This window comes from Pseudomonas sp. PF05, from assembly GCF_056521845.1.
On record NZ_JBWLPW010000003.1, the window covers coordinates 161,700 to 181,321 of the forward strand.

Annotated in this window: 14 protein-coding genes; 13 read left to right on the top strand and 1 reads right to left on the bottom strand. The window is 61.9% G+C overall.

Going from position 1 to position 19,622, the window contains the following annotated elements:
- Positions 1-47 precede the first annotated feature (47 nt).
- The 4 genes from AC09SL_RS08365 (at position 48) to AC09SL_RS08380 (ending at position 6,104) form a co-directional block, all read left to right on the top strand.
- Positions 48-1,346 (top strand): MFS transporter, encoded by a 1,299-nt coding sequence (locus tag AC09SL_RS08365; protein ID WP_058543650.1) that lies wholly within the window; start codon positions 48-50, stop codon positions 1,344-1,346.
- Between the two features lie 15 nt (positions 1,347-1,361).
- Positions 1,362-2,339: a 2-hydroxyacid dehydrogenase gene (locus AC09SL_RS08370; RefSeq protein WP_058543649.1), complete on the top strand. Its 978-nt coding sequence runs from the start codon at positions 1,362-1,364 to the stop codon at positions 2,337-2,339.
- Between the two features lie 454 nt (positions 2,340-2,793).
- Positions 2,794-4,509 carry an ATP-binding cassette domain-containing protein gene (locus AC09SL_RS08375; RefSeq protein ID WP_058543648.1) on the top strand — a complete coding sequence of 572 codons (1,716 nt, stop codon included), beginning with the start codon at positions 2,794-2,796 and terminating at the stop codon, positions 4,507-4,509.
- 269 nt (positions 4,510-4,778) lie between these two features.
- Positions 4,779-6,104: a chloride channel protein gene (locus tag AC09SL_RS08380; RefSeq protein ID WP_058543647.1), complete on the top strand. Its 1,326-nt coding sequence runs from the start codon at positions 4,779-4,781 to the stop codon at positions 6,102-6,104.
- A gap of 134 nt (positions 6,105-6,238) precedes the next feature.
- On the opposite strand, the gene AC09SL_RS08385 is transcribed toward AC09SL_RS08380, so the two are convergent.
- On the bottom strand, positions 6,239-6,607 hold the full coding sequence (locus AC09SL_RS08385; protein ID WP_058543646.1) for a hypothetical protein: 369 nt from the start codon (positions 6,605-6,607) through the stop codon (positions 6,239-6,241).
- A gap of 404 nt (positions 6,608-7,011) precedes the next feature.
- Here AC09SL_RS08385 and AC09SL_RS08390 point away from each other — a divergent pair, with 404 nt between their 5' ends.
- The 9 genes from AC09SL_RS08390 to AC09SL_RS08430 all read left to right on the top strand — a co-directional run bounded on the left by AC09SL_RS08390 (position 7,012) and on the right by AC09SL_RS08430 (position 19,527).
- On the top strand, positions 7,012-7,971 hold the full coding sequence (locus AC09SL_RS08390) for an AAA family ATPase (RefSeq protein ID WP_058543645.1): 960 nt from the start codon (positions 7,012-7,014) through the stop codon (positions 7,969-7,971).
- A gap of 9 nt (positions 7,972-7,980) precedes the next feature.
- Entirely contained in the window at positions 7,981-8,925 is a 945-nt protein-coding gene (locus tag AC09SL_RS08395; protein WP_058543644.1) for a DUF58 domain-containing protein, read from the top strand.
- Positions 8,922-9,416, top strand: coding sequence for a DUF4381 domain-containing protein (locus AC09SL_RS08400; protein ID WP_058543643.1), 495 nt, complete (start codon positions 8,922-8,924; stop codon positions 9,414-9,416). Before AC09SL_RS08395 ends, AC09SL_RS08400 begins: the two co-directional genes overlap by 4 nt.
- A complete protein-coding gene (locus AC09SL_RS08405; RefSeq protein ID WP_064106914.1) occupies positions 9,409-10,488 on the top strand; it encodes a vWA domain-containing protein in 1,080 nt (359 codons plus the stop codon). The genes AC09SL_RS08400 and AC09SL_RS08405 overlap by 8 nt, the downstream gene beginning before the upstream one ends.
- Entirely contained in the window at positions 10,485-12,221 is a 1,737-nt protein-coding gene (locus AC09SL_RS08410) for a tetratricopeptide repeat protein (protein WP_058543412.1), read from the top strand. Before AC09SL_RS08405 ends, AC09SL_RS08410 begins: the two co-directional genes overlap by 4 nt.
- Positions 12,218-13,855, top strand: a complete 1,638-nt coding sequence (locus tag AC09SL_RS08415) for a BatD family protein (RefSeq protein ID WP_064106913.1) — start codon at positions 12,218-12,220, stop codon at positions 13,853-13,855. Before AC09SL_RS08410 ends, AC09SL_RS08415 begins: the two co-directional genes overlap by 4 nt.
- A gap of 190 nt (positions 13,856-14,045) precedes the next feature.
- Entirely contained in the window at positions 14,046-15,290 is a 1,245-nt protein-coding gene (locus tag AC09SL_RS08420) for an exonuclease SbcCD subunit D C-terminal domain-containing protein (RefSeq protein ID WP_058544590.1), read from the top strand.
- Positions 15,287-18,928 carry an AAA family ATPase gene (locus AC09SL_RS08425; protein WP_058544589.1) on the top strand — a complete coding sequence of 1,214 codons (3,642 nt, stop codon included), beginning with the start codon at positions 15,287-15,289 and terminating at the stop codon, positions 18,926-18,928. The genes AC09SL_RS08420 and AC09SL_RS08425 overlap by 4 nt, the downstream gene beginning before the upstream one ends.
- The gene (locus AC09SL_RS08430) at positions 18,925-19,527 is read left to right on the top strand and encodes a glutathione S-transferase (protein WP_058544588.1); all 603 of its coding nucleotides are present in this window, start codon (positions 18,925-18,927) and stop codon (positions 19,525-19,527) included. Before AC09SL_RS08425 ends, AC09SL_RS08430 begins: the two co-directional genes overlap by 4 nt.
- Positions 19,528-19,622: the final 95 nt, after the last annotated feature.

The window sequence follows — 19,622 nt, forward strand, 5'->3', positions numbered from 1 at the left end:
AAAACACACCTGCTGCAACAAAAACAACAAGCTCAGGAGTCAACGACATGCAAACGCTCAACCTATCCACCCGCCGCTGGTGGTACATCATGCCCATCGTGTTCATCACCTACAGCCTGGCCTACCTGGATCGGGCCAACTATGGATTTGCCGCTGCCTCGGGCATGGCCAAGGACCTGATGATCACCCCGGGCCTGTCCTCATTGCTCGGTGCGCTGTTTTTCCTCGGCTACTTTTTCTTCCAGGTACCGGGGGCGATCTACGCGCAAAAGCACAGCGTGAAGAAGCTGATCTTCGTCAGCCTGATCCTCTGGGGCTCGCTGGCCACCCTGACGGGTGTGGTCTCCAATGCCTACTGGCTGATCGTGATCCGCTTCATGCTCGGGGTGGTCGAGGCCGCCGTGATGCCGGCGATGCTGGTGTACCTGTGCCACTGGTTCACCCGGGCCGAACGCTCGCGCGCCAATACCTTCCTGATCCTCGGCAACCCGGTGACCATGCTCTGGATGTCGGTGGTGTCGGGTTACCTGGTGCAGCAATTCGACTGGCGCTGGATGTTCATCATCGAAGGCCTGCCGGCGGTGCTCTGGGCCTTTATCTGGTGGCGCCTGGCCGATGATCGCCCAGCCCAGGCCAAGTGGCTCAGCGACCAGGAGAAACAGGACCTGGAAAGCGCCTTGGCGGCCGAACAGGCCGGCATCAAGGCGGTAAAGAACTATGCCGAGGCCTTCCGTTCCCCCAAGGTGATCATCCTGGCGCTGCAATTTTTCTGCTGGAGCATCGGGGTCTACGGGTTTGTGTTGTGGTTGCCGTCGATCCTCAAGGCCGGCCTGCAGATGAACATGGTCGAGGCCGGGTGGCTGTCGTCCTTGCCTTACCTGGCGGCGGTGATCGGCATGCTGGTGGTGTCCTGGGCGTCGGACAAGGCGCAGAAGCGCAAGCGTTTTGTCTGGCCGCCCCTGCTGATCGCCTCCGTCGCGTTCTACGCCTCCTACCTGCTGGGGGCCGAGCATTTCTGGTGGTCCTATGGCTTGCTGGTGGTCGCCGGCGCTTGCATGTACGCGCCGTACGGTCCGTTCTTTGCCATCGTTCCGGAAATCCTCCCGGCCAATGTCGCCGGCGGCGCCATGGCGTTGATCAACAGCATGGGCGCGCTGGGTTCGTTCGGTGGCTCATACCTGGTGGGCTACCTCAACGGCACCACCGGCTCCCCCGGCATGTCCTTCCTGCTGATGAGCGGCGCGTTGCTGCTGTCGGTGGTACTGACCCTCGCCCTCAAGCCCGGCGCCAGCGACCGGGAAGCCTCACATACCGCGACGCCACACCCGGCGCCCGCCCGTTCCTGAATCGAGACCCGTCCCATGAAAAAGCATGTGGTGTTGTACAAAGCGTTGTCACCCCAATTGATGGCCCGCCTGCAAGCCCAGGCCGACGTCACGCTCATCGAGCGCCTCGATGCCCAGGGCCTGGCGCAACTGCGCGACGCCCTCCCCGCCGCCCACGGCCTGCTGGGCGCCAGCCTCAAGCTGGATGCGGCGCTGTTGGACCTGGCGCCGAACCTGCAAGCCATCGCCAGCGTCTCGGTGGGGGTCGACAACTACGACATCGATTACCTGACCGAACGCCGGATCCTGCTCAGCAACACCCCGGACGTGCTGACCGAAACCACCGCCGACACTGGGTTCGCCCTGATCCTGGCAACCGCCCGACGCGTGGTGGAACTGGCCAACCTGGTTCGCGCAGGCGGGTGGCAACAGAGCATCGGCCCCCGGCATTTCGGCACTGATGTTCATGGTAAGACCCTGGGCATCATCGGCATGGGCCGCATCGGCGAAGCCTTGGCCCAACGCGGGCACTTCGGCTTCGGCATGCCGGTGCTCTACCACAGCCATTCGCCCAAGCCTGCGGTGGAGCAGCGTTTCGGCGCGCGCTATTGCAGCCTCGATACACTGTTGCAGCAGGCGGATTTCATCTGCCTGACCTTGCCATTGACGGCCGAAACCCAAGGACTCATTGGTGCGCAAGCGTTCGCGCAGATGCGTCCCGAGAGCATCTTTATCAATATCTCCCGGGGAAAAGTGGTGGATGAAGCGGCACTGATCGACGCCCTGCGCAACCAGCAGATCCGTGGCGCGGGGCTGGATGTGTTCGAGCGCGAGCCCTTGAGTGCGGATTCGCCGTTGCTGCAGATGGACAACGTGGTGGCGACACCGCACATGGGCTCGGCCACCCACGAGACCCGGGAGGCGATGGCGCGTTGTGCGGTGGACAACCTGTTGGCGGCGTTGGCAGGGGAGCGGCCAGCGAATCTGGTGAATGCGGGGGCATGGATCGGCTGACCTATTGCCGCCTTCGAATATGCCATCGCTAGCGGGGTCGCGATGGCATCTGTACTCATTTAGATGTGCACGTAACACAACCTTTCCGGGTACACCCGCCTTAGAACACCGCTGCCAGATTATCCTTTTGATCCTCGCTTAAAATAATATAAACATCCCAAACAGAGAGAACAGTATAGAGAAACCACACTTTCAACAAAGCAGCTACATTCCTACACCCCCCTCCTACTCAACGGCAAGAGCGAACCTACGTCAGCCTCGGAAGTCGCGCAATAGCCCTCACCTCACCCCAATGTTATTAATTAATCACTTGCGAACACACGCAAGTTGGGCGCTCGCGTCGCTCATTCCAGGACTTGAGCGATTCAACATCATTAGAAACGGTCGCTTGGTGGTGCCACAGTACGTGTTACGCGGTTGAATTATCGAATACAAAGCAACCAGGATCGAGTACATGCATAGCATCCGGGCAATGATAAAAAACGCCTATAAAAAACACACCAAACTTCTAGCAATGACGATAGTCACAATCATCGCACTCAAGCTCATCACACTTGCCCCTCCACTGTTACTCGGAACCATCATCGACACTCTGCAAGGTAACAGAAACCCAGCACCCGGCACCCTGCTCGCACTGACGACAGGCCTGATTGTCGCGGGGTGGATTCATGCCATCATCACTCCTCTGCAGCTCCATGCACTGTCAAAGCTGGTACAGAGCATTATCATGAACGCTTCCATTGAGTGGATCACCGAACTCATAGGCAAAGAGTTTTCGTTATTCAACTCTTGGAGAATCGGCCATTTCATCAAATCGGTCGAGCGCGGAATTACTGCGCACGAACAACTACTCACTTTCATTGTGACCATTGCGCTTCCCGTACTCTTGGAATTCATAGTTGTTGGAGCTGCCTTTATTTACATAGGTGGCGGTAAAATTTTTTTGAGCATGACAGCGTTCGGAACTATCTATCTGGCGGCCACCCATCAAATTATCAAATGGCGGAGAAAGCACATCGATGCAGTCAATGAACAGGAAGATGAGTTAAGTGCCCACCTCTACAACACCCTCAACGCTGGGAAAATCATAAAACTGGAAACTGCCATACCTACCGCCCTGCGCCCGTTGAACGCGGCGTTCGGACGTTATGCCAACGCAGCGGTGACTACGGCATCATCTGGCGGTCTGCTGAGCACCGCCAAGATACTGTTCGTAAGCCTTTCCACTGGGGGATTGCTCTACTGGGGCGTCGCGGATCAACTTTCGGCTCATCCCAGTATCAGTGTCGGGCAGCTGGTTGCCATTTTTTCAATCGCGGGGAGTTATCTGCTCAGTATTTCAACCTTGACCGAAGGGTATCGTGTTCTTGATCAGTTCCTTGCAGACCAGCGTCAATTTCAGGGTCTGCTATCACTTCCGGATTTCGATCGCAGCAATCGGCTGGCCTGGGTTGATTTCCAGCGGTCCTCAGTTCTGGAACTCGGCCCCTGCGAAGTGACAGGAACGGGACCGCTTCGCCTGTCGATCAAGCGCTCCCTGGCATTTGCTCAAGGGCAATCAGTGGCCGTCACGGGCCCTAGCGGCGCAGGTAAAACCACTTTTCTGGAAGTCCTCGCCGGGCTTGATGCATCAAAGCGAGACCAACTGAGTATCGACTCGGTACCGGTCTCACTTTTGTCCGGTCAGGCTCACTTGGACGCCTTGAGATATTGCCCCCAACAACCGCGGTTTCTGGAAGGCTCTTTTGAACAATCGGTTCTGTTCGGAGGCAGCGCATCGCCGATTTTGTCTAGAGCCATACGGCAATTGGAACTGGATGAGATCGTGACAACACGGCAGGTCAGCGAAAATGCATCGAATATCTCCGGAGGCGAAGCCAAACGCCTATCACTGCTGCGCCTGATCAACAAGCCTGGAAAATTCAATATGTTCGACGAGCCAAGCGCATCCATCGAACCTAGGCTGACCACGCCTCTTTGGGACCTGTTATTCGACGTATTTGCCGGGCAGGGGTTGATATGTGTCACCCATGACGTGGACCACTTGCATCGGTTTGACCGGGTCATTGTGATGCATGACGGGGCAATCGTGGAGGATGGTCCGTGGCGGGATCTGATCGACAGGCCAGCAATCAGGCTGCTGGTGGATGAGATTCGGATGCAAAAGTAGCGCAAATATGAGGTGCCGGATCTACTACGGTAATCGCGAGCAAGCTCGCACACTGGATCGGCGGCGTGCCTTGCCCTGCATCCACCGCCAATCCTCTGTGGGAGTTGAGCTTGCTCGCGACAGCGGTGGGTCAGGCTGCATTGAAGTTGAATGCGCCGCTGCCATCGCGAGCAAGCTCGGCTCCCACACCACCGCAGACTTGGATGGCGTTATGTATGAGGTTAGGCTTGGCCGAATAGACATTATGCCCATCAACAGGAATCAGGCCGGTGATCAAGCCGTTTACTCTGATACATCGCCGTTTCACCTCCATCCGTTGGCGTACTCGAGTGACGTTGTGGACCGCCGCCACGGCTGCTGGCTTGCTCGTCGTAATGTTCGCCAGGCTGGCAGATCTGGCATTGTCGCAATTCGCGCAGCAGACAGCTGAACGGCCTTGGCTGCCATTCATTTACACCCCTCTGATCGGTATGTTCGTGGTCTGGTTGACCAACCGTTTTTTCAAGGGCTCCCAAGGCAGCGGCATACCCCAGGTGATCGCCGCAACGAAACTGGCCAGACACGGGAAAAGCGTCGACAAGCTGGTTTCACTGCGAATTGCCTTTGGCAAGATCGGCCTGGGCGCGCTTGCACTGACAGGCGGCTTCTCCGCAGGGCGTGAAGGACCATCGGTACAGGTTGCCGCCTCGATCATGCATTTCTTCCACCGCTTTCTGCCCAATGCCCGGATCATTCGCGTAGAGGACCTGATACTGGCCGGTGGCGCCGCCGGTATTGCTGCGGCGTTCAATACTCCTCTGGCGGGTATTGCCTTTGCGGTTGAAGAGCTTGGCCGCAAGCTGGAAACCCGTACCAGCGGCGTATTGCTCAGCACCATTATTCTTTCAGGGATGGTCGCGATCGCCTTACAGGGAAACTACAACTATTTCGGCCATTTCGATGTTAAGGAGGTCGGCCGCGATATGCTTGTCCCGATACTGGCGGCGGGCATCGGCTGCGGCCTGCTGGGTGGGTTATTCAGCCGGATGCTGTTGTGGCCTCAGCGTCATCATCGGTTCGTGCTCTGGGAGTGGCGTCGTGCGCATCCGGTATGGTTCGCCGGGATCTGTGGCGTCATTGTGGCGATACTGGGCTGGCTCAGCGCAGGAACGTCGTTTGGAAGTGGCTACGGGATTACCTCCCAGGTCATCAACCAAGACGTCGGCCTGCCCTGGCATGCACCGATTACCCGTTTCCTCGCGACGATCGTCACTTACTTTTCCGGTATTCCGGGTGGCATCTTCGCGCCCTCCCTGGCGATCGGAGCCGCCGTTGGATCAAACGCTGCCGAACTGTTTGGTCTTGCCCTGCAACCCATTATTGCGTTGTGCATGGTTGGCTTTCTCGCCGCCGTCACACAGTCGCCAATCACCTCCGCAATCATCGTGATGGAGATGATCGATAGCCATGAGTTGGTCATCAGCCTCATGGCAGTGGCGTTGATCGCCAAAGCGGTGAGTTCAAGGATGGGGCCTGAGTTGTATCAGCAATTGTCGAAAGATTTTCTACACGGGTCGAAAAACGAAACAGCCGTGCCAAAACACGGCACGGCGTAAGCCCGAGCCCGAGCCCCGGCCGACCGGTAAATCCGGGGGTATGGAAAGGCTGACTCAATCTGTGAATTCATGCCAACGCCTGGATTCTCAATCCCGATAAAGAATCTGCGGGGAGCGCGTTTGTCGCTTCAATATCAAAGTCGCTCAAGGGATGATTTGTAGGCCAGGACAATGTAAGCCAGTTGAAACTCGATGGCATATTTCAAACTCCGTTTCATTCGCTCTTTTTCAACATTCGCCTGAGGATTCTTATTATCCCTAACGCCTAGTTTGGCTTGCCTCGCCGCCAGGGCGAGCTCTTGCAGCCGCTCAGCAACCATGTCAGTTGCCGCCTGAAAAGCTTCAATGCCTTGGCGGAACGATTCATCGGTAACGCTATCGACTTCGATGTCCGCTTTCTCCCTGATTTCCCTGAATTCAGCAGGTGTTACTAACGCATCGCTCTCCATTCGAGTGATCAACTTTTTTAACTCTTCATCTGTGGACGCCAATTGCAAGCTCATGGAATGACTCCTCAAAAAAGACACGGGGCCCCGTCGCCCATCTCTAATCTATTAGCCAAAAGCCAAGGCATCTACTGTCAGAAATTACAGGTGTATACGATTCATTTATGTGTTTTGGATGAATTGAAGCTGTCGCAGATTATCTTTCGCAGGCCTCGAAGCCCGACAGAGCAAGCCTATGCGGTCCATCCGGGCGTAGCTGCATATTTGAAATCAAGACAACGCGGCGCCCAAGCCCGCCGTGATTGCGGCGCTTCAAGGTGCAGCGCGTTCGACGCCGATCACAAATCCGCACACCAGACAAAATCCCGTTAGTCGCCACCCCCCGCCATGCATTAAAGTAATGCCCCCAGCCCCGGCGTTATCCGAACGCCTGGGGCCACCCTTTCCAGGAACAGTCACCGATGGAACATCGTGAAGCGCTGCTTGCGCTGCGAACCTTTCTTTCAACGCAGATTCTCGGCCAGGAAAAACTCATCGAGCGCCTGCTCATCGCCCTGCTTGCCGACGGCCACATGCTGGTCGAAGGCGCGCCGGGGCTGGCCAAGACCAAGGCCATCAAGGAGCTGGCCGAAGGCGTCGAAGCGCAATTCCATCGTATCCAGTTCACCCCAGACCTGCTGCCCGCCGACATCACCGGCACGGAAATCTATCGCCCGGAAACCGGCAGCTTCGTGTTCCAGCAAGGGCCGATTTTCCACAACCTGGTGCTGGCCGACGAAATCAACCGCGCCCCAGCCAAGGTCCAGTCGGCCTTGCTCGAGGCCATGGCCGAGCGCCAGGTCAGCGTCGGGCGCAGCACCTATGAACTGTCGCCGCTGTTCCTGGTGATGGCCACGCAGAACCCGATCGAGCAGGAAGGCACCTACCCACTGCCCGAAGCCCAGCTCGACCGCTTCCTGATGCACGTCAAGATCGGCTTTCCCGATGCCACGGTGGAGCGTCGCATCCTCCAGCAGGCCCGGGGTGAAGCGCTGAACGGCGAGACCAAGCCCGAGCGCCGCGTGAGCCAGCAGGCGATCTTCTCCGCACGCAAGGAAATCCTCGGGTTGTACATGGCCGACGCCGTGGAGGAATACCTGGTGCAACTGATCATGGCTACCCGCAACCCGGCCAAGTTCGATCCGGAAATGGCCGAATGGATCGCCTACGGCGCCAGCCCGCGGGGCTCCATTGCCCTGGACCGCTGTGCCCGTGCCCATGCCTGGCTGGCCGGACGCGACTTTGTCAGCCCGGAAGATATCCAGGCCGTGCTGTTCGACGTGCTGCGCCATCGCATCATCCTGTCGTTCGAAGCCGAGGCCGCCGGCATCGACCAGGACCGGGTCGTGCAGCGGATTCTCGACGTCGTTGCTGTCGCTTGAGCATGAGTCATGAATAACCCACTGGCGCCCGCACCGGGCATCCGCGTCAGCCTTTCGGAGCTGATCGAGATGCGCCATCGTGTGCGCGAGGTGCAGTTGTTCTCGACGCCGGGCCAGCGCAGCCCGCTGATCGGCCTGCATCACTCCAAGCTGCGCGGACGCGGCGTGGATTTCGACCAGGTGCGGGTCTATCAGGCCGGCGACGACGTGCGCACCATTGACTGGCGCGTCACCGCCCGGACCCAGGAGCCCCACACCAAACTGTTCCACGAAGAACGCGAGCGGCCGATCTTCATCATGATCGAGCAAAGCCACCGCCTGTTCTTCGGCTCGGGGCTGATGTTCAAGTCGGTGCTCGCCGCCCAGGCCGCCAGCCTGATCGGCTGGGCCGCACTGGGGCACAACGACCGGGTCGGCGGCCTGGTGTTCGGCAATAACACCCATTACGAGGTCAAGCCGCGGCGCAGCAAACAGAGCCTGTTGCAATTGCTCAACCGGCTGGTGCGAGTCAATCAGTCGCTGCACACCGAAGGCGAGCCGGACCGCGACTCGTTCGGCATCGCCCTGCGCAGGGCCCGGGAAGTGCTACGGCCCGGCAGCCTGGTGATCGTGATTTGCGACGAGCGTGCGTTGTCCGATAGCGCCGAGCAGCAGCTGAGCCTGTTGTCGCGCCATTGCGACCTGTTGCTGCTGCCGCTGTCGGACCCACTGGATCACGCCCTGCCCGCCGCCGGCCTGCTGCGCTTCGCCCAGCGTGCTTCACAGTTGGAGCTCGACACCCTGAACTTCGAACTGCGCCAGGCCTATCGCGCCCAGGCCGAGGCGCGTCAGGAGCGCTGGGAAATACTGGCGCAGAAGCTGCGGATCCTGATGATGCCCTTGAGCACCCAGGGCGACATGGTCGAGCAACTGCGCGAATACCTGAACCCCAAGCGGGCCGGGAAAAGTCGATGAGCAACCTGGATCAATTGCAGCCGCTGATGGCGCCGCCCCCTATTGGTTTCTGGCCTCCTGCGCCAGGCTGGTGGTTGCTGCTGGTGTTGATCCCCCTGCTGGGCCTGGGCCTGTGGCAGTTGCGCCGGTTCATTCCCGCCAAGCGCACCGGCTCCCGTGCCGAACAGCCCCTGGACCCGGTGCGACTGGCCGCGCTGGCCGAGCTCGCCCTGCTGCCCAAACCCTACGATGGGGCGCCGGCCGGGGCCTGGCTGCAACAACTCAACGGGCTGCTCAAGCGCCTGTGTCGCAACCATTACCCCTATAGCCAGAGCCATACCCTCAATGGGCGCAAATGGCTGGCTTTCCTGGACAACCGCTGTCCGGCAGCCGGCCTGACCCGCTGGATGGTGCTGGTGGAAGGCGCCTACAAACCCGAATGCAAGCTCGATGACAAAGCCATCGCCGGCCTGACCCAGGCGGTCGAAATCTGGATTCGCAAACATGTTTGAGTTCGCCTGGCCGTGGATATTGGCCCTGTTGCCGCTGCCTTGGCTGATGCGCCTGGTGCTGCCGGCGGCCGACAGCGGCGAGCCTGCGCTCAAGGTCAGTTTCCTCGCTGACCTGGAAGGCCTGGTGGGGCGGCGAGCCCGGGCCAATCTGCCGACCTGGCGGCAACAGGCGCCCTTCATCCTGCTCTGGCTGCTATTGCTGATCGCCGCGGCCCGACCACAGTGGTTGGGCGAGCCATTGCCCATTGCCGCCAGCGGTCGCGACCTGCTGGTGGCGGTGGATGTCTCGGGCTCCATGGATTTTCCCGACATGCACTGGAAGGACGAAGAGGTCAGTCGCCTTGCGCTGGTCCAGCATATGCTCGGGGATTTTCTCGAAGGCCGCGAAGGTGACCGGGTCGGCCTGATCCTGTTCGGTAGCCAGGCCTATCTGCAGGCACCGCTGACCTTCGACCGCCGCACCGTGCGCCATTGGCTCGATGAGGCGCGTATCGGCATCGCCGGCAAAAATACCGCCATCGGCGACGCCATCGGCCTGGCCCTCAAGCGCCTGCGCCAGCGGCCGGCCCAGAGCCGTGTGTTGATCCTGGTCACCGACGGCGCCAACAACGGCGGCGAAATCGACCCCCTCACCGCCGCGCGACTGGCTGCCGACGAAGGCGTGAAAATTTACCCGATCGGCATCGGTGCCGACCCGGAACAAAGCGGCACCACGGGTTTGCTCGGCGTCAACCCGAGCCTGGACCTGGACGAACCGACACTCAAGGACATCGCCCAAGTCACCGGTGGCCAGTATTTTCGTGCCCAGGATGGCGAGCAATTACTGGCGATCAAGACCACCCTCGACCAGCTCGAGCCAGTGACCCAGCAACCGACCCAGGCTCGTCCTGCCCTGGCGCTGTATCACTGGCCCCTGGCCGTTGCGCTGCTGTTGAGCATGTTGCTGGTGGCCCGGGCGCGCTGGCCGGACAATCCGCTGCAACGCCTGCTCAACCAAGCGCTGTTCCAGCCGGCCCAACACACCGAGTGGCGCCAGCGGCTCAAGCGCCTGCGCTTGCGGAGGCGTCGATGATCGCCCTCTGGCCACACTGGCTACGCCCCTGGTTCGTGTTGCTGCTGCCTCTGCTGGGCTGGTTGCTCTGGCAACTGTGGCACCGGCAAAAACGCGTGGGCCGCTGGCAGATGATCCTGCCGCCCGCCTTTCATGCGGTGCTGCTCAGTGGCGGCAGTGGCCGGGAAAGCCGGTTGCCGTGGATTGCACTGGGCCTGGGTTGGCTGTTGATGGTGCTGGCGTTGCTCGGGCCGAGCTGGGCGCGGGTCGAACAGACCAGCCAGAGACCCGCCGACCCGCTGGTGGTGGTGTTGGAGCTGACCCCGGAAATGCTCGCCACCGACGTCCCGCCCACGCGCCTGGAACAGGCCCGGCGCAAGGTCCTGGACCTGTTGCAGAACCGCAGCGACGCCCAGACCGCGATCATCGTCTATGCCGGCAGCGCCCATACGCTGGTGCCGCTGTCCGACGACTTGTCCACCAGCACCAACCTGCTCGAAGCCCTCGCACCGTCGATCATGCCGCAAAGCGGCCATCGTGCCGACCTGGCGGTCCGCAAGGCCTTGGCCCTGCTGGACCAGGGCGAACTGGGCCATGGCCGGATCCTGCTGATCGGTTCGTCGCTGAACGAGCAGGAACGCCAGGGCATTCGCCAGGCCCTGGACGGTTCCGCCACGCAGTGGCTGATGCTGGGCATCGGTACCCGCGAAGGCGCACCGGTGCCCCAGGAAGATGGCAGTTACCTCAAGGATGCCCAGGGTGCGATCCTGGTGCCACGCCTGGACAGCCCGGGCCTCAAGGCCTTCGCCAACGAGTTGGACGGTCGCTACCGGCCGGCGCGGCTGGACGACAGCGACCTGCGCGGCCTGGGCCTGCTGGCAGGTCCTAGCCATCTGCGCAGCGACGGACAAACGCTGCGCCTGGACACTTGGGCCGACCAGGGCTATTGGCTGCTCTTGCCGCTGTTGCTGCTGGCCGCCTGTGCCGGGCGCCGAGGCTGGCTGTTCTGCCTGCCGCTGTTGTTCATGTTGCCGCAAACCAGCCACGCCTTCGAATTCCAGGACCTGTGGTTGCGCGCCGACCAACAGGGCCAGCATTTGCTCAAGCAAAAGCGTCCCGCCGAAGCCGCCGCCCACTTCGAGGACAGCCAGTGGCAAGGCGTCGCCTTGTACGAGGCCGGCCAATACAGCGAAGCCGCCCGACGCTTCGCCGAAGGCAACGATGCCCGCGCGCACTACAATCGTGGCAACGCCCTGGCCAGGAGCGGCGAACTGGAAGCCGCACTGGACGCCTATGAGCAGGCCCTGGAGTTGCAACCCGACCTGCGCCCCGCCCAGACCAACAAGGCCCTGGTGGAAAGGCTGTTGGAAGAACCGGCCCCCGTACCGGAAGAACCCAAGCCTGCCGACAGCGAGGAGTCGGGCCCCGCCGAGCAATCGCCGGATGCCGCCTCACCCTCCCGGTCTTCCGACCCAGGGCAGCCCTCCCGCGAGGCAAGCGCAACATCGGACGAATCCGCGCCTGCGCGCACGGCACAGCCGCCCACCGCCCAGGATGTCCCGGGCAGCGAACTGCCCGATGAGCAGACCACCACCCCGCCACTGCGTCCTGCCGCAGGTCAGCGTAACGAAGAAGAACAGCGTCAGGCACTGGAACAATGGCTGCGCCAGATCCCGGATAATCCAGGGGAGTTGCTCAGGCGTAAATTCTGGTATGAACAGCAAAGCCATCAGGCCCAGGAAAAAACCCAATGACCCGCTTCACCGCCTACCTCCTCGTGTTGCTGCTCTGGGCCTCTGGAACCCAGGCTGCACAGCTGACGGCCAGTGTGGACCGCAGCCGCCTGAACTCCGGGGAAACGGTGGAACTGACCCTGGAATCCAACGACGCCACATTGTTCGGCAAACCTGACCTGGGCCCGCTTCAGGCTTTGTTCGATGTGCGCGGCACCCGCCAGGTCAACCAGTTGACGACCCTCGACGGTGAGAACCGCGCCACCACCCGCTGGATCGTGACCCTGCTGCCGCGCCAAAGCGGCACCGTGATCATTCCGCCGCTGCAATTGGGCGAAGTGACCAGCCAGCCGATCACCCTGCAAGTAATCGAAAGCGAAACCCGCAACGCCTCGGGCCCCCTGGCACCGGTGTTCATCGAGGCCAGCCTCGACCAGACCCAGGTATATGTTCAGGCCCAGGCGATCTTGACCCTGCGCATCTACCATTCGGTGTCGCTGTACGACGACAGCAGTCTCACGCCGCTGCACATTCCCGACGCCCGCACCGAGCAACTGGGCGAATCGCGCACCTATGAAAAAGTCATCAACGATGTGCGCCATGGCGTGATTGAACTGCGTTACGGCATCTACCCGCAACGCAGCGGCGAACTGACGATTCCGGCCCAGACATTCAGTGCCACCCTGGTCGAGCCGGTGGCCCAGGACGCCGTACCTTCGGGTCCCAAGCCCGGCCAGTTGATGCGGGTAAGCTCCCCGCAACTGCTGCTGCACGTCAACCCCAAGCCGGCCAGTTACCCGGCCGATGTGCCCTGGCTGCCCGCACGCAGCCTGTCCTTGAGTGAAAGCTGGAGCCCGGAACCAACCCATAGCCAGGTGGGCGACTCCCTGACCCGCAGCCTGACCCTGGAAGCCGAAGGCCTGGCCAGCGCCCAGTTGCCGCCCCTGCCGGCCACTGAGATCAATGGCCTGCGGCGCTATCCGGACCAACCGGTACTCAGCAGCCGCAACAGTGAGCGCGGGCTGGTGGGCAGCCGCGAAGACCGCGAGGCCCTGGTGCCCAACCGCAGCGGCACCATCGAGCTGCCCCCGGTGGAAGTGATCTGGTGGAACACCCTGGAAGACCACCTGGACCGCACCAGCCTCCCGGCGCGGACCCTGCAAGTGGCGAACAATCCAAGCCTGATGGTGGACACGCCGGCCGGTACGACGCAGATCGTGACAACGGTCGACAGCGAGGCCCTGTGGTACTGGCAACTGAGCACCTTCCTCCTCGCCTGCACGACGCTGCTGGGCTTTGGCTTGTGGTGGCGCGCCCGCTGGCAGCCAGCGATCCTGCGCTCGACCCAGACCGGACCGAGCCCGCGTACCCTGCTGGATGACCTCAAACGCACCTGCCTGGCCAACGACCCCCACGCCACCCGCCAGGCCCTTGACGCCTGGGCCCGCCAGCAGCCGGAAACCCTGGCCGACATGGCGGCGCGCTTCGTGCCGCTGTCAGACGCCCTGGACGGTCTCAACGGCGCGCTCTACAGCGAGACCGGCCAGCACTGGCAAGGCGAGGATCTGTGGCGGGCCATCCGTGCCATTCCGCCCACCGAAGGGGCGCTGGACTCGGCGAGTGATTCGGGTTTGCCGCCGCTTTACCCCAAATAATCCCGCTCTGTTTCGCAGCCTTTGTGGCGGGGGCAAGCCTTGCTCCCACATAAATTTCCTTGCCACAGGATTAGTCTTCGATAGATCCAGCGAAGTTGAACAAGTCCTCAGCCCTGTTTCCCAGTAAACTCTCCTTCTTTTAGCCGCCCTCCTTTTCACCGCGGCCATCATCTGTTTTCTGGAGTTTGCCTTGCGTCTGTTTCACACCTCCGACTGGCACCTGGGGCAAAACCTTCACGGCCAGGAACGTGATTTCGAACACGCCTGTTTCCTCGACTGGCTGCTGCGTCAACTGACCCACGAAAAACCCGACGTGCTGCTGATCGCCGGCGACATCTTCGACACCGTCAACCCGCCGGTCAAAGCCCAGGAACGGCTGTACGATTTCATCGTCAGCGCCCATGAACAAAACGCCAACCTGACCATCGTGATGATCGCCGGTAATCACGACTCCGGCTCGCGTATCGAATTGCCTGCGCCGCTGATGCGACGCCTGCGCACCCATGCATTGGGTCGAGTGTTGTGGCTCGACGATGGGCAACTGGACGTCGAGCGCCTGTTGTTGCCGTTGCCCGATGCCAAGGGCAAGGTCAAGGCGTGGTGCCTGGCCCTGCCGTTCCTGCGCCCTGCCGAAGTCACCGGTGCGCAACTGGGCGACGACTACTTGCGGGGCATCGGCCAGGTACATGAATGGCTGATCGCCGCGGCCAACAGCAAGCGCAAGAAAGGCCAGGCGCTGATTGCCATCAGCCATGCGCACATGGCCGGCGGGTCGGTGTCCGAGGATTCCGAGCGCAGCCTGATCATCGGCAACGCCGAGGCCCTGCCCGCCAGCCTGTTCGGCCCGAGCATCAGCTACGTCGCCCTCGGCCATTTGCACAAGCCGCAGAAGGTCAACGGCGAAGAACGTATCCGCTACAGCGGCTCGCCGATCCCGCTGTCATTTTCGGAGATCGGCTATCAGCATCAAATTCTCGACATCACCCTGGACGGCGAAACCCTGGTCAAGGTCGAGCCACGCCTGATTCCCCGGGCCGTCAACCTGCAACGCCTGGGCCCGCTGCCCCTGGCCGATCTCCTGGTGCAACTCAAGGACTTGCCCGACATCGATCTGCTGGCCGATGTCCAGCGTCAACCCTGGCTGGAAGTGCGGGTGCGCCTCGATGAACCGCAGCCGGACCTGCGTCACCAGGTGGAGACCGCACTGCAAGGCAAGGCTGTACGCCTGGTGCGGATCGCCGCCGAGTACGCCGGCAACGGCGGCGCCGGCAGTGCCGCTGACGGCAGCGCGCTGGTGGAGCTGGATCAACTCAGCCCGCAGGAGTTGTTCAGCCGCGCCTGGCAGGACACCTACGGCAACGAAGTGGACGAACAGACCCTCAAGGACTTTGCCGTGCTGTTGCAAGACGTGCAGATGGAGAGCGAGCAGCCATGAAGATCCTCGCGATCCGCCTCAAGAACCTGGCGTCCCTGGCCGGGCCTTTCGAAATCGATTTCACCGCCGAACCCTTGGCCAGCGCCGGCCTGTTCGCCATTACCGGTCCCACGGGCGCCGGCAAGAGCACGTTGCTCGACGCCCTGTGCCTGGCGCTGTTCGGCGCCGTGCCACGCCTCAATAACACCGGCCGCGACGCCAAGGTGCCGGACGTCGATGGCGAGATTGCCACGGGCGATCCGCGCACGTTGTTGCGCCGTGGTACCGGCGATGGCTATGCCGAAGTGGATTTTCGCGGCATCGACGGACGCCGCTACCGGGCCCGCTGGGAAGCCAATCGTGCCCGGGAAAAGGCCGGCGGCAAGTTGCAAGCCAGCCGCCAGAGCCTGCGGGACCTGGACAACGATCAACTGCTGGCGAGCCAGAAAGGCGAATACAAGACCCAGCTCGAAGCGGCCCTGGGCCTGAACTTCGAACAGTTCACCCGGGCCGTGCTGCTGGCCCAGAGCGAGTTCAGCGCATTCCTCAAGGCCGATGACAACGATCGCAGCGAACTGCTGGAAAAACTCACCGACACCGCCCTGTATACCCGCCTCGGTCGCCGCGCCTTCGACAAGGCCAAGCAAGCCAAGGACAGCCACCGGCAGTTGCAGGACCAGGCCACCGGCGTCACACCGCTGGCCCCCGAAGCCCGGGCCGAGCTGGACCAGCGCTTCAACGACGCCCAGCAACAACTCAAGGCCCAACAGGCACAACTCAAGCAACTGGAGCAGCAACACACCTGGCTGCGCGACTTGGGCCAGTTGCAGGAAGAACACGCCAGCGCCGCCGAACAGCTGCAACAGGCCCAGGCCGATTGGAACGCCCTGGCCGACGAGCGCCTGAAACTCGTCCGCCTGGAACAACTGGCGCCCCAGCGCCATCAGTTCATCCGCCAGGCCGAACTGGGCCGACAGCTCGACCCCTTGATCGTGCAGATCCAGCAGCTCACCCAGCAGCAGATCGACCTCCATGAACAGCAGGTCGAACTGGAAAAAGGCCTGGGCGCCGCGCAACTGGCACTGGCCACAGCCCGGCAACACAGCAGCGACAGTGCGCCGTTGCTGCGCCAGGCTTTTGAAGAGCAAAGCACCCTGGCCCGCCTCGCCAGGGACGCCAGCCAGGGCGCCGAGCGCCAGGAACAGGCGCAACAGGCCTGCACCGAAGGCCAGCGCACCATCGACACCTTGCTCGAACAGCAAAAGCTGGTGGCCGAGCGCTTGCAGCGCATCGCCAGCGAGCTTGCACAAAGCACACACCTGGCCCCGCTGAGCGATGCCTGGAACGCCTATCGCGATCGCCTGCAACAACTGATGCTGATCGGCAATCGCCTGAATCAGGGCCAGGCCGAACTCGCCACGCTGGAACAAGGCGCCGCCCGCGCCGCCGAGGAACTCGCCACCCGCCGGCAAGACCTCGAAGTGCTCTACAAGGAAGCCGGCGCCGAGCCGGAGGCCGTGGCCGAACAGATCCAATTGCTCGGCACCTTGTTGCAAGACAACCGCAAGCAACTGCGCGCCTTCGAAGAGCTGACCCGGCTGTGGGCCAGTCAGCAAGAACTGGACAAACGGGGCGCCGAGCTTGAACAACGCCAACAACAGGCGTTGCAGGAACGTGACCGATTGGTGCGTGAAGGCGGCGAAGCCAAGGCCGAACTGACCATTGCCGAACAGACCCTGACCGTCACCCGCGAGCTGCTCGAGCGTCAGCGCCTGGCTCGTAGCGAAAGCGTCGAGCAACTGCGCGCACAGCTACAGGACGAGCAGCCCTGCCCGGTGTGTGGCAGCGTCGAGCATCCTTATCATCAGCCCGAAGCCTTGCTGGAAAATCTCGGGCGTTTTGATGAAACCGAAGAAGCCAACGCCCGCAAGGCCGTGGACCTGCTCAATGAAAAAGTCATCGACCTGCGAGCGCAATACAGCGGGGTCATCGCCCAGCTCAAGGAACTCAAGCAGCAGCAGGAACAGCTCGCCAGCCAGCAACAGGGCCTCGCCCCCAGCCTCGAAGCCCACCCGTTGTCGGCACAACTGCTGGCCCAGGATGCGAACAAACGCGACGCCTGGCTGACCCAGCAGAACAGCCAACTGAGCCTGCGCATCAGCCAGGACGAACAACGGCAGACCGCCCTTTTGACCTTGCAGCAGGACGCTGCGCGCATGGCCCAGCGGCTGCGTGAAGCCGAGGCGGCCAGCCAACAGGCCTCACAGCACCTGAGCAACCAGCAGCAGGAACTGGCCCGCGACCGTCAGCGCCTGGACGAGGAACTGAGCCACTTCAGCACCCTGCTGCCCGCCGACACCTTGCAGGCCTTGCGCAGCGAGCCCGCCGCAACCTTCTTGCAGCTCGACCAGCAGATCGCCCAGCGCCTGGAGCAACTGCAACAGCAGCGCGACGAGCAGGACGAACAGCTCCAGCGCCAGCAGACCCTGGAGAAAGAGCAGGACCGCCAGCAGACCCGCCTCCAGCAACTGGAAGCGGCCCGCCTGCAATTCAGCGCCCTGAACGAGCAACAACAGGCCTGCCAGGAGAAACTCACGCAACTGCTCGGCGAGCACACCAGCGCCGAACACTGGCAGCAACAACTCGACCAGCGCCTGGAACAGACGCGGGATGCCGAGGCGACGGCCAATCAGCAGTTGCAGCAACTGCGCAACGACTTGGTACAACTGGGTGCCGAACTCAAGGCCCGCCAGGAACAGGCCCAAGCCCTGGACCACGAACACCAGACGCTGGCCACCGGTATCGCGCAATGGCGCACCACTCATCCTGAATTGGACGATGCCGCCCTCGACACCCTGCTCGACCTGGACGAACAACACGTCGGCCAGTTGCGCCAGCGCTTGCTCAACAGCGAAAAAGCCATCGAACAGGCCCGCGTCCTGCTCACCGAGCGCGAACAGCGCCTGCAAAACCACCAGGCCCAGCACAACGGCAACCTGGCGCCCGAACAACTCGCCCAAGCCCTCACCGAACTGCAAGCTCAATTCGCCGCCAGCGAACAACACTGCGCCGAACTGCGCGCCCAACAAGCCGACGACCAGCGCCGGCAGAACGCCAACCAGGCCCTGGTCCAACAGATCGAACAGGCCTACACCGAATACCAGCGCTGGGCACGCCTCGACGCCCTGATCGGCTCGGCCACCGGCGACCGCTTCCGCAAGCTGGCCCAGGCCTACAACCTCGACTTGCTGGTGCATCACGCCAATGCCCAACTGCGGCAACTGGTGCGCCGCTACCGGCTCAAGCGCGGCGGCAGCATGCTCGGGCTGCTGGTGATGGACACGGAAATGGGCGATGAACTGCGCTCGGTGCATTCATTGTCCGGCGGCGAAACCTTCCTGGTCTCCCTCGCCTTGGCCTTGGGCCTGGCCTCGATGGCGTCCAGCACACTGAAGATCGAATCGCTGTTCATCGACGAAGGCTTCGGCAGCCTCGACCCCGAGTCGCTGCAACTGGCGATGGACGCCCTCGACGGACTGCAGGCCCAGGGCCGCAAGGTCGCGGTGATTTCCCACGTGCAGGAAATGCACGAGCGGATCCCGGTGCAGATCCAGGTGCGGCGCCAGGGCAACGGCTTGAGCACAGTGGAGGTGAAATGAGCCACGCCACGCTCTATTCCTTCCGCCGCTGCCCCTATGCGATGCGGGCGCGCATGGCCTTGCGCTACAGCGCGGTCGAGATGGAGATTGTCGAAGTCAGCCTGAAGGCCAAGCCAGCCGAGATGCTCGCACTCTCCAGCAAAGGCACGGTGCCGGTGCTGCAGGTCGATGGCCGGATGATCGATGAAAGCCTGGAGATCATGCGCTGGGCCTTGGCCCAGCACGATCCGCAAGACTGGAGGCTACGGGACGACCCCGAAGGCCAGGCGCTGACGGCGGCGTTGATCGAGGAAAACGATCAGGTGTTCAAGCTGCACTTGAATCGCTACAAATACCCCGAACGCTATCCCGAGTACCCGAAGGAACATTACCGCAGCGAGGGTGAAAGCTTTCTGCGCAGGCTGGAGGCCTTGCTTGAAACTCGGCCGTTCCTGGCGGCGCATCACCCGAGCCTGGCCGACGTGGCAGTGATGCCCTTCATACGGCAGTTCGCCCACGTCGACCGTGAGTGGTTTGCCCAGGCGCCCTACCCTCGGCTACAGGACTGGCTGCATAGGTTTCTGGAGTCCGAGCTGTTCGTGGCGATCATGGCCAAGTAACCATTAGTGTGAAGAGGGAATTTACTCCTGCTGGCCTGCGTAGGAGCTGTGTAGGAGCTGTGTAGGAGCTGTCGAGTGAAACGAGGCTGCGATCT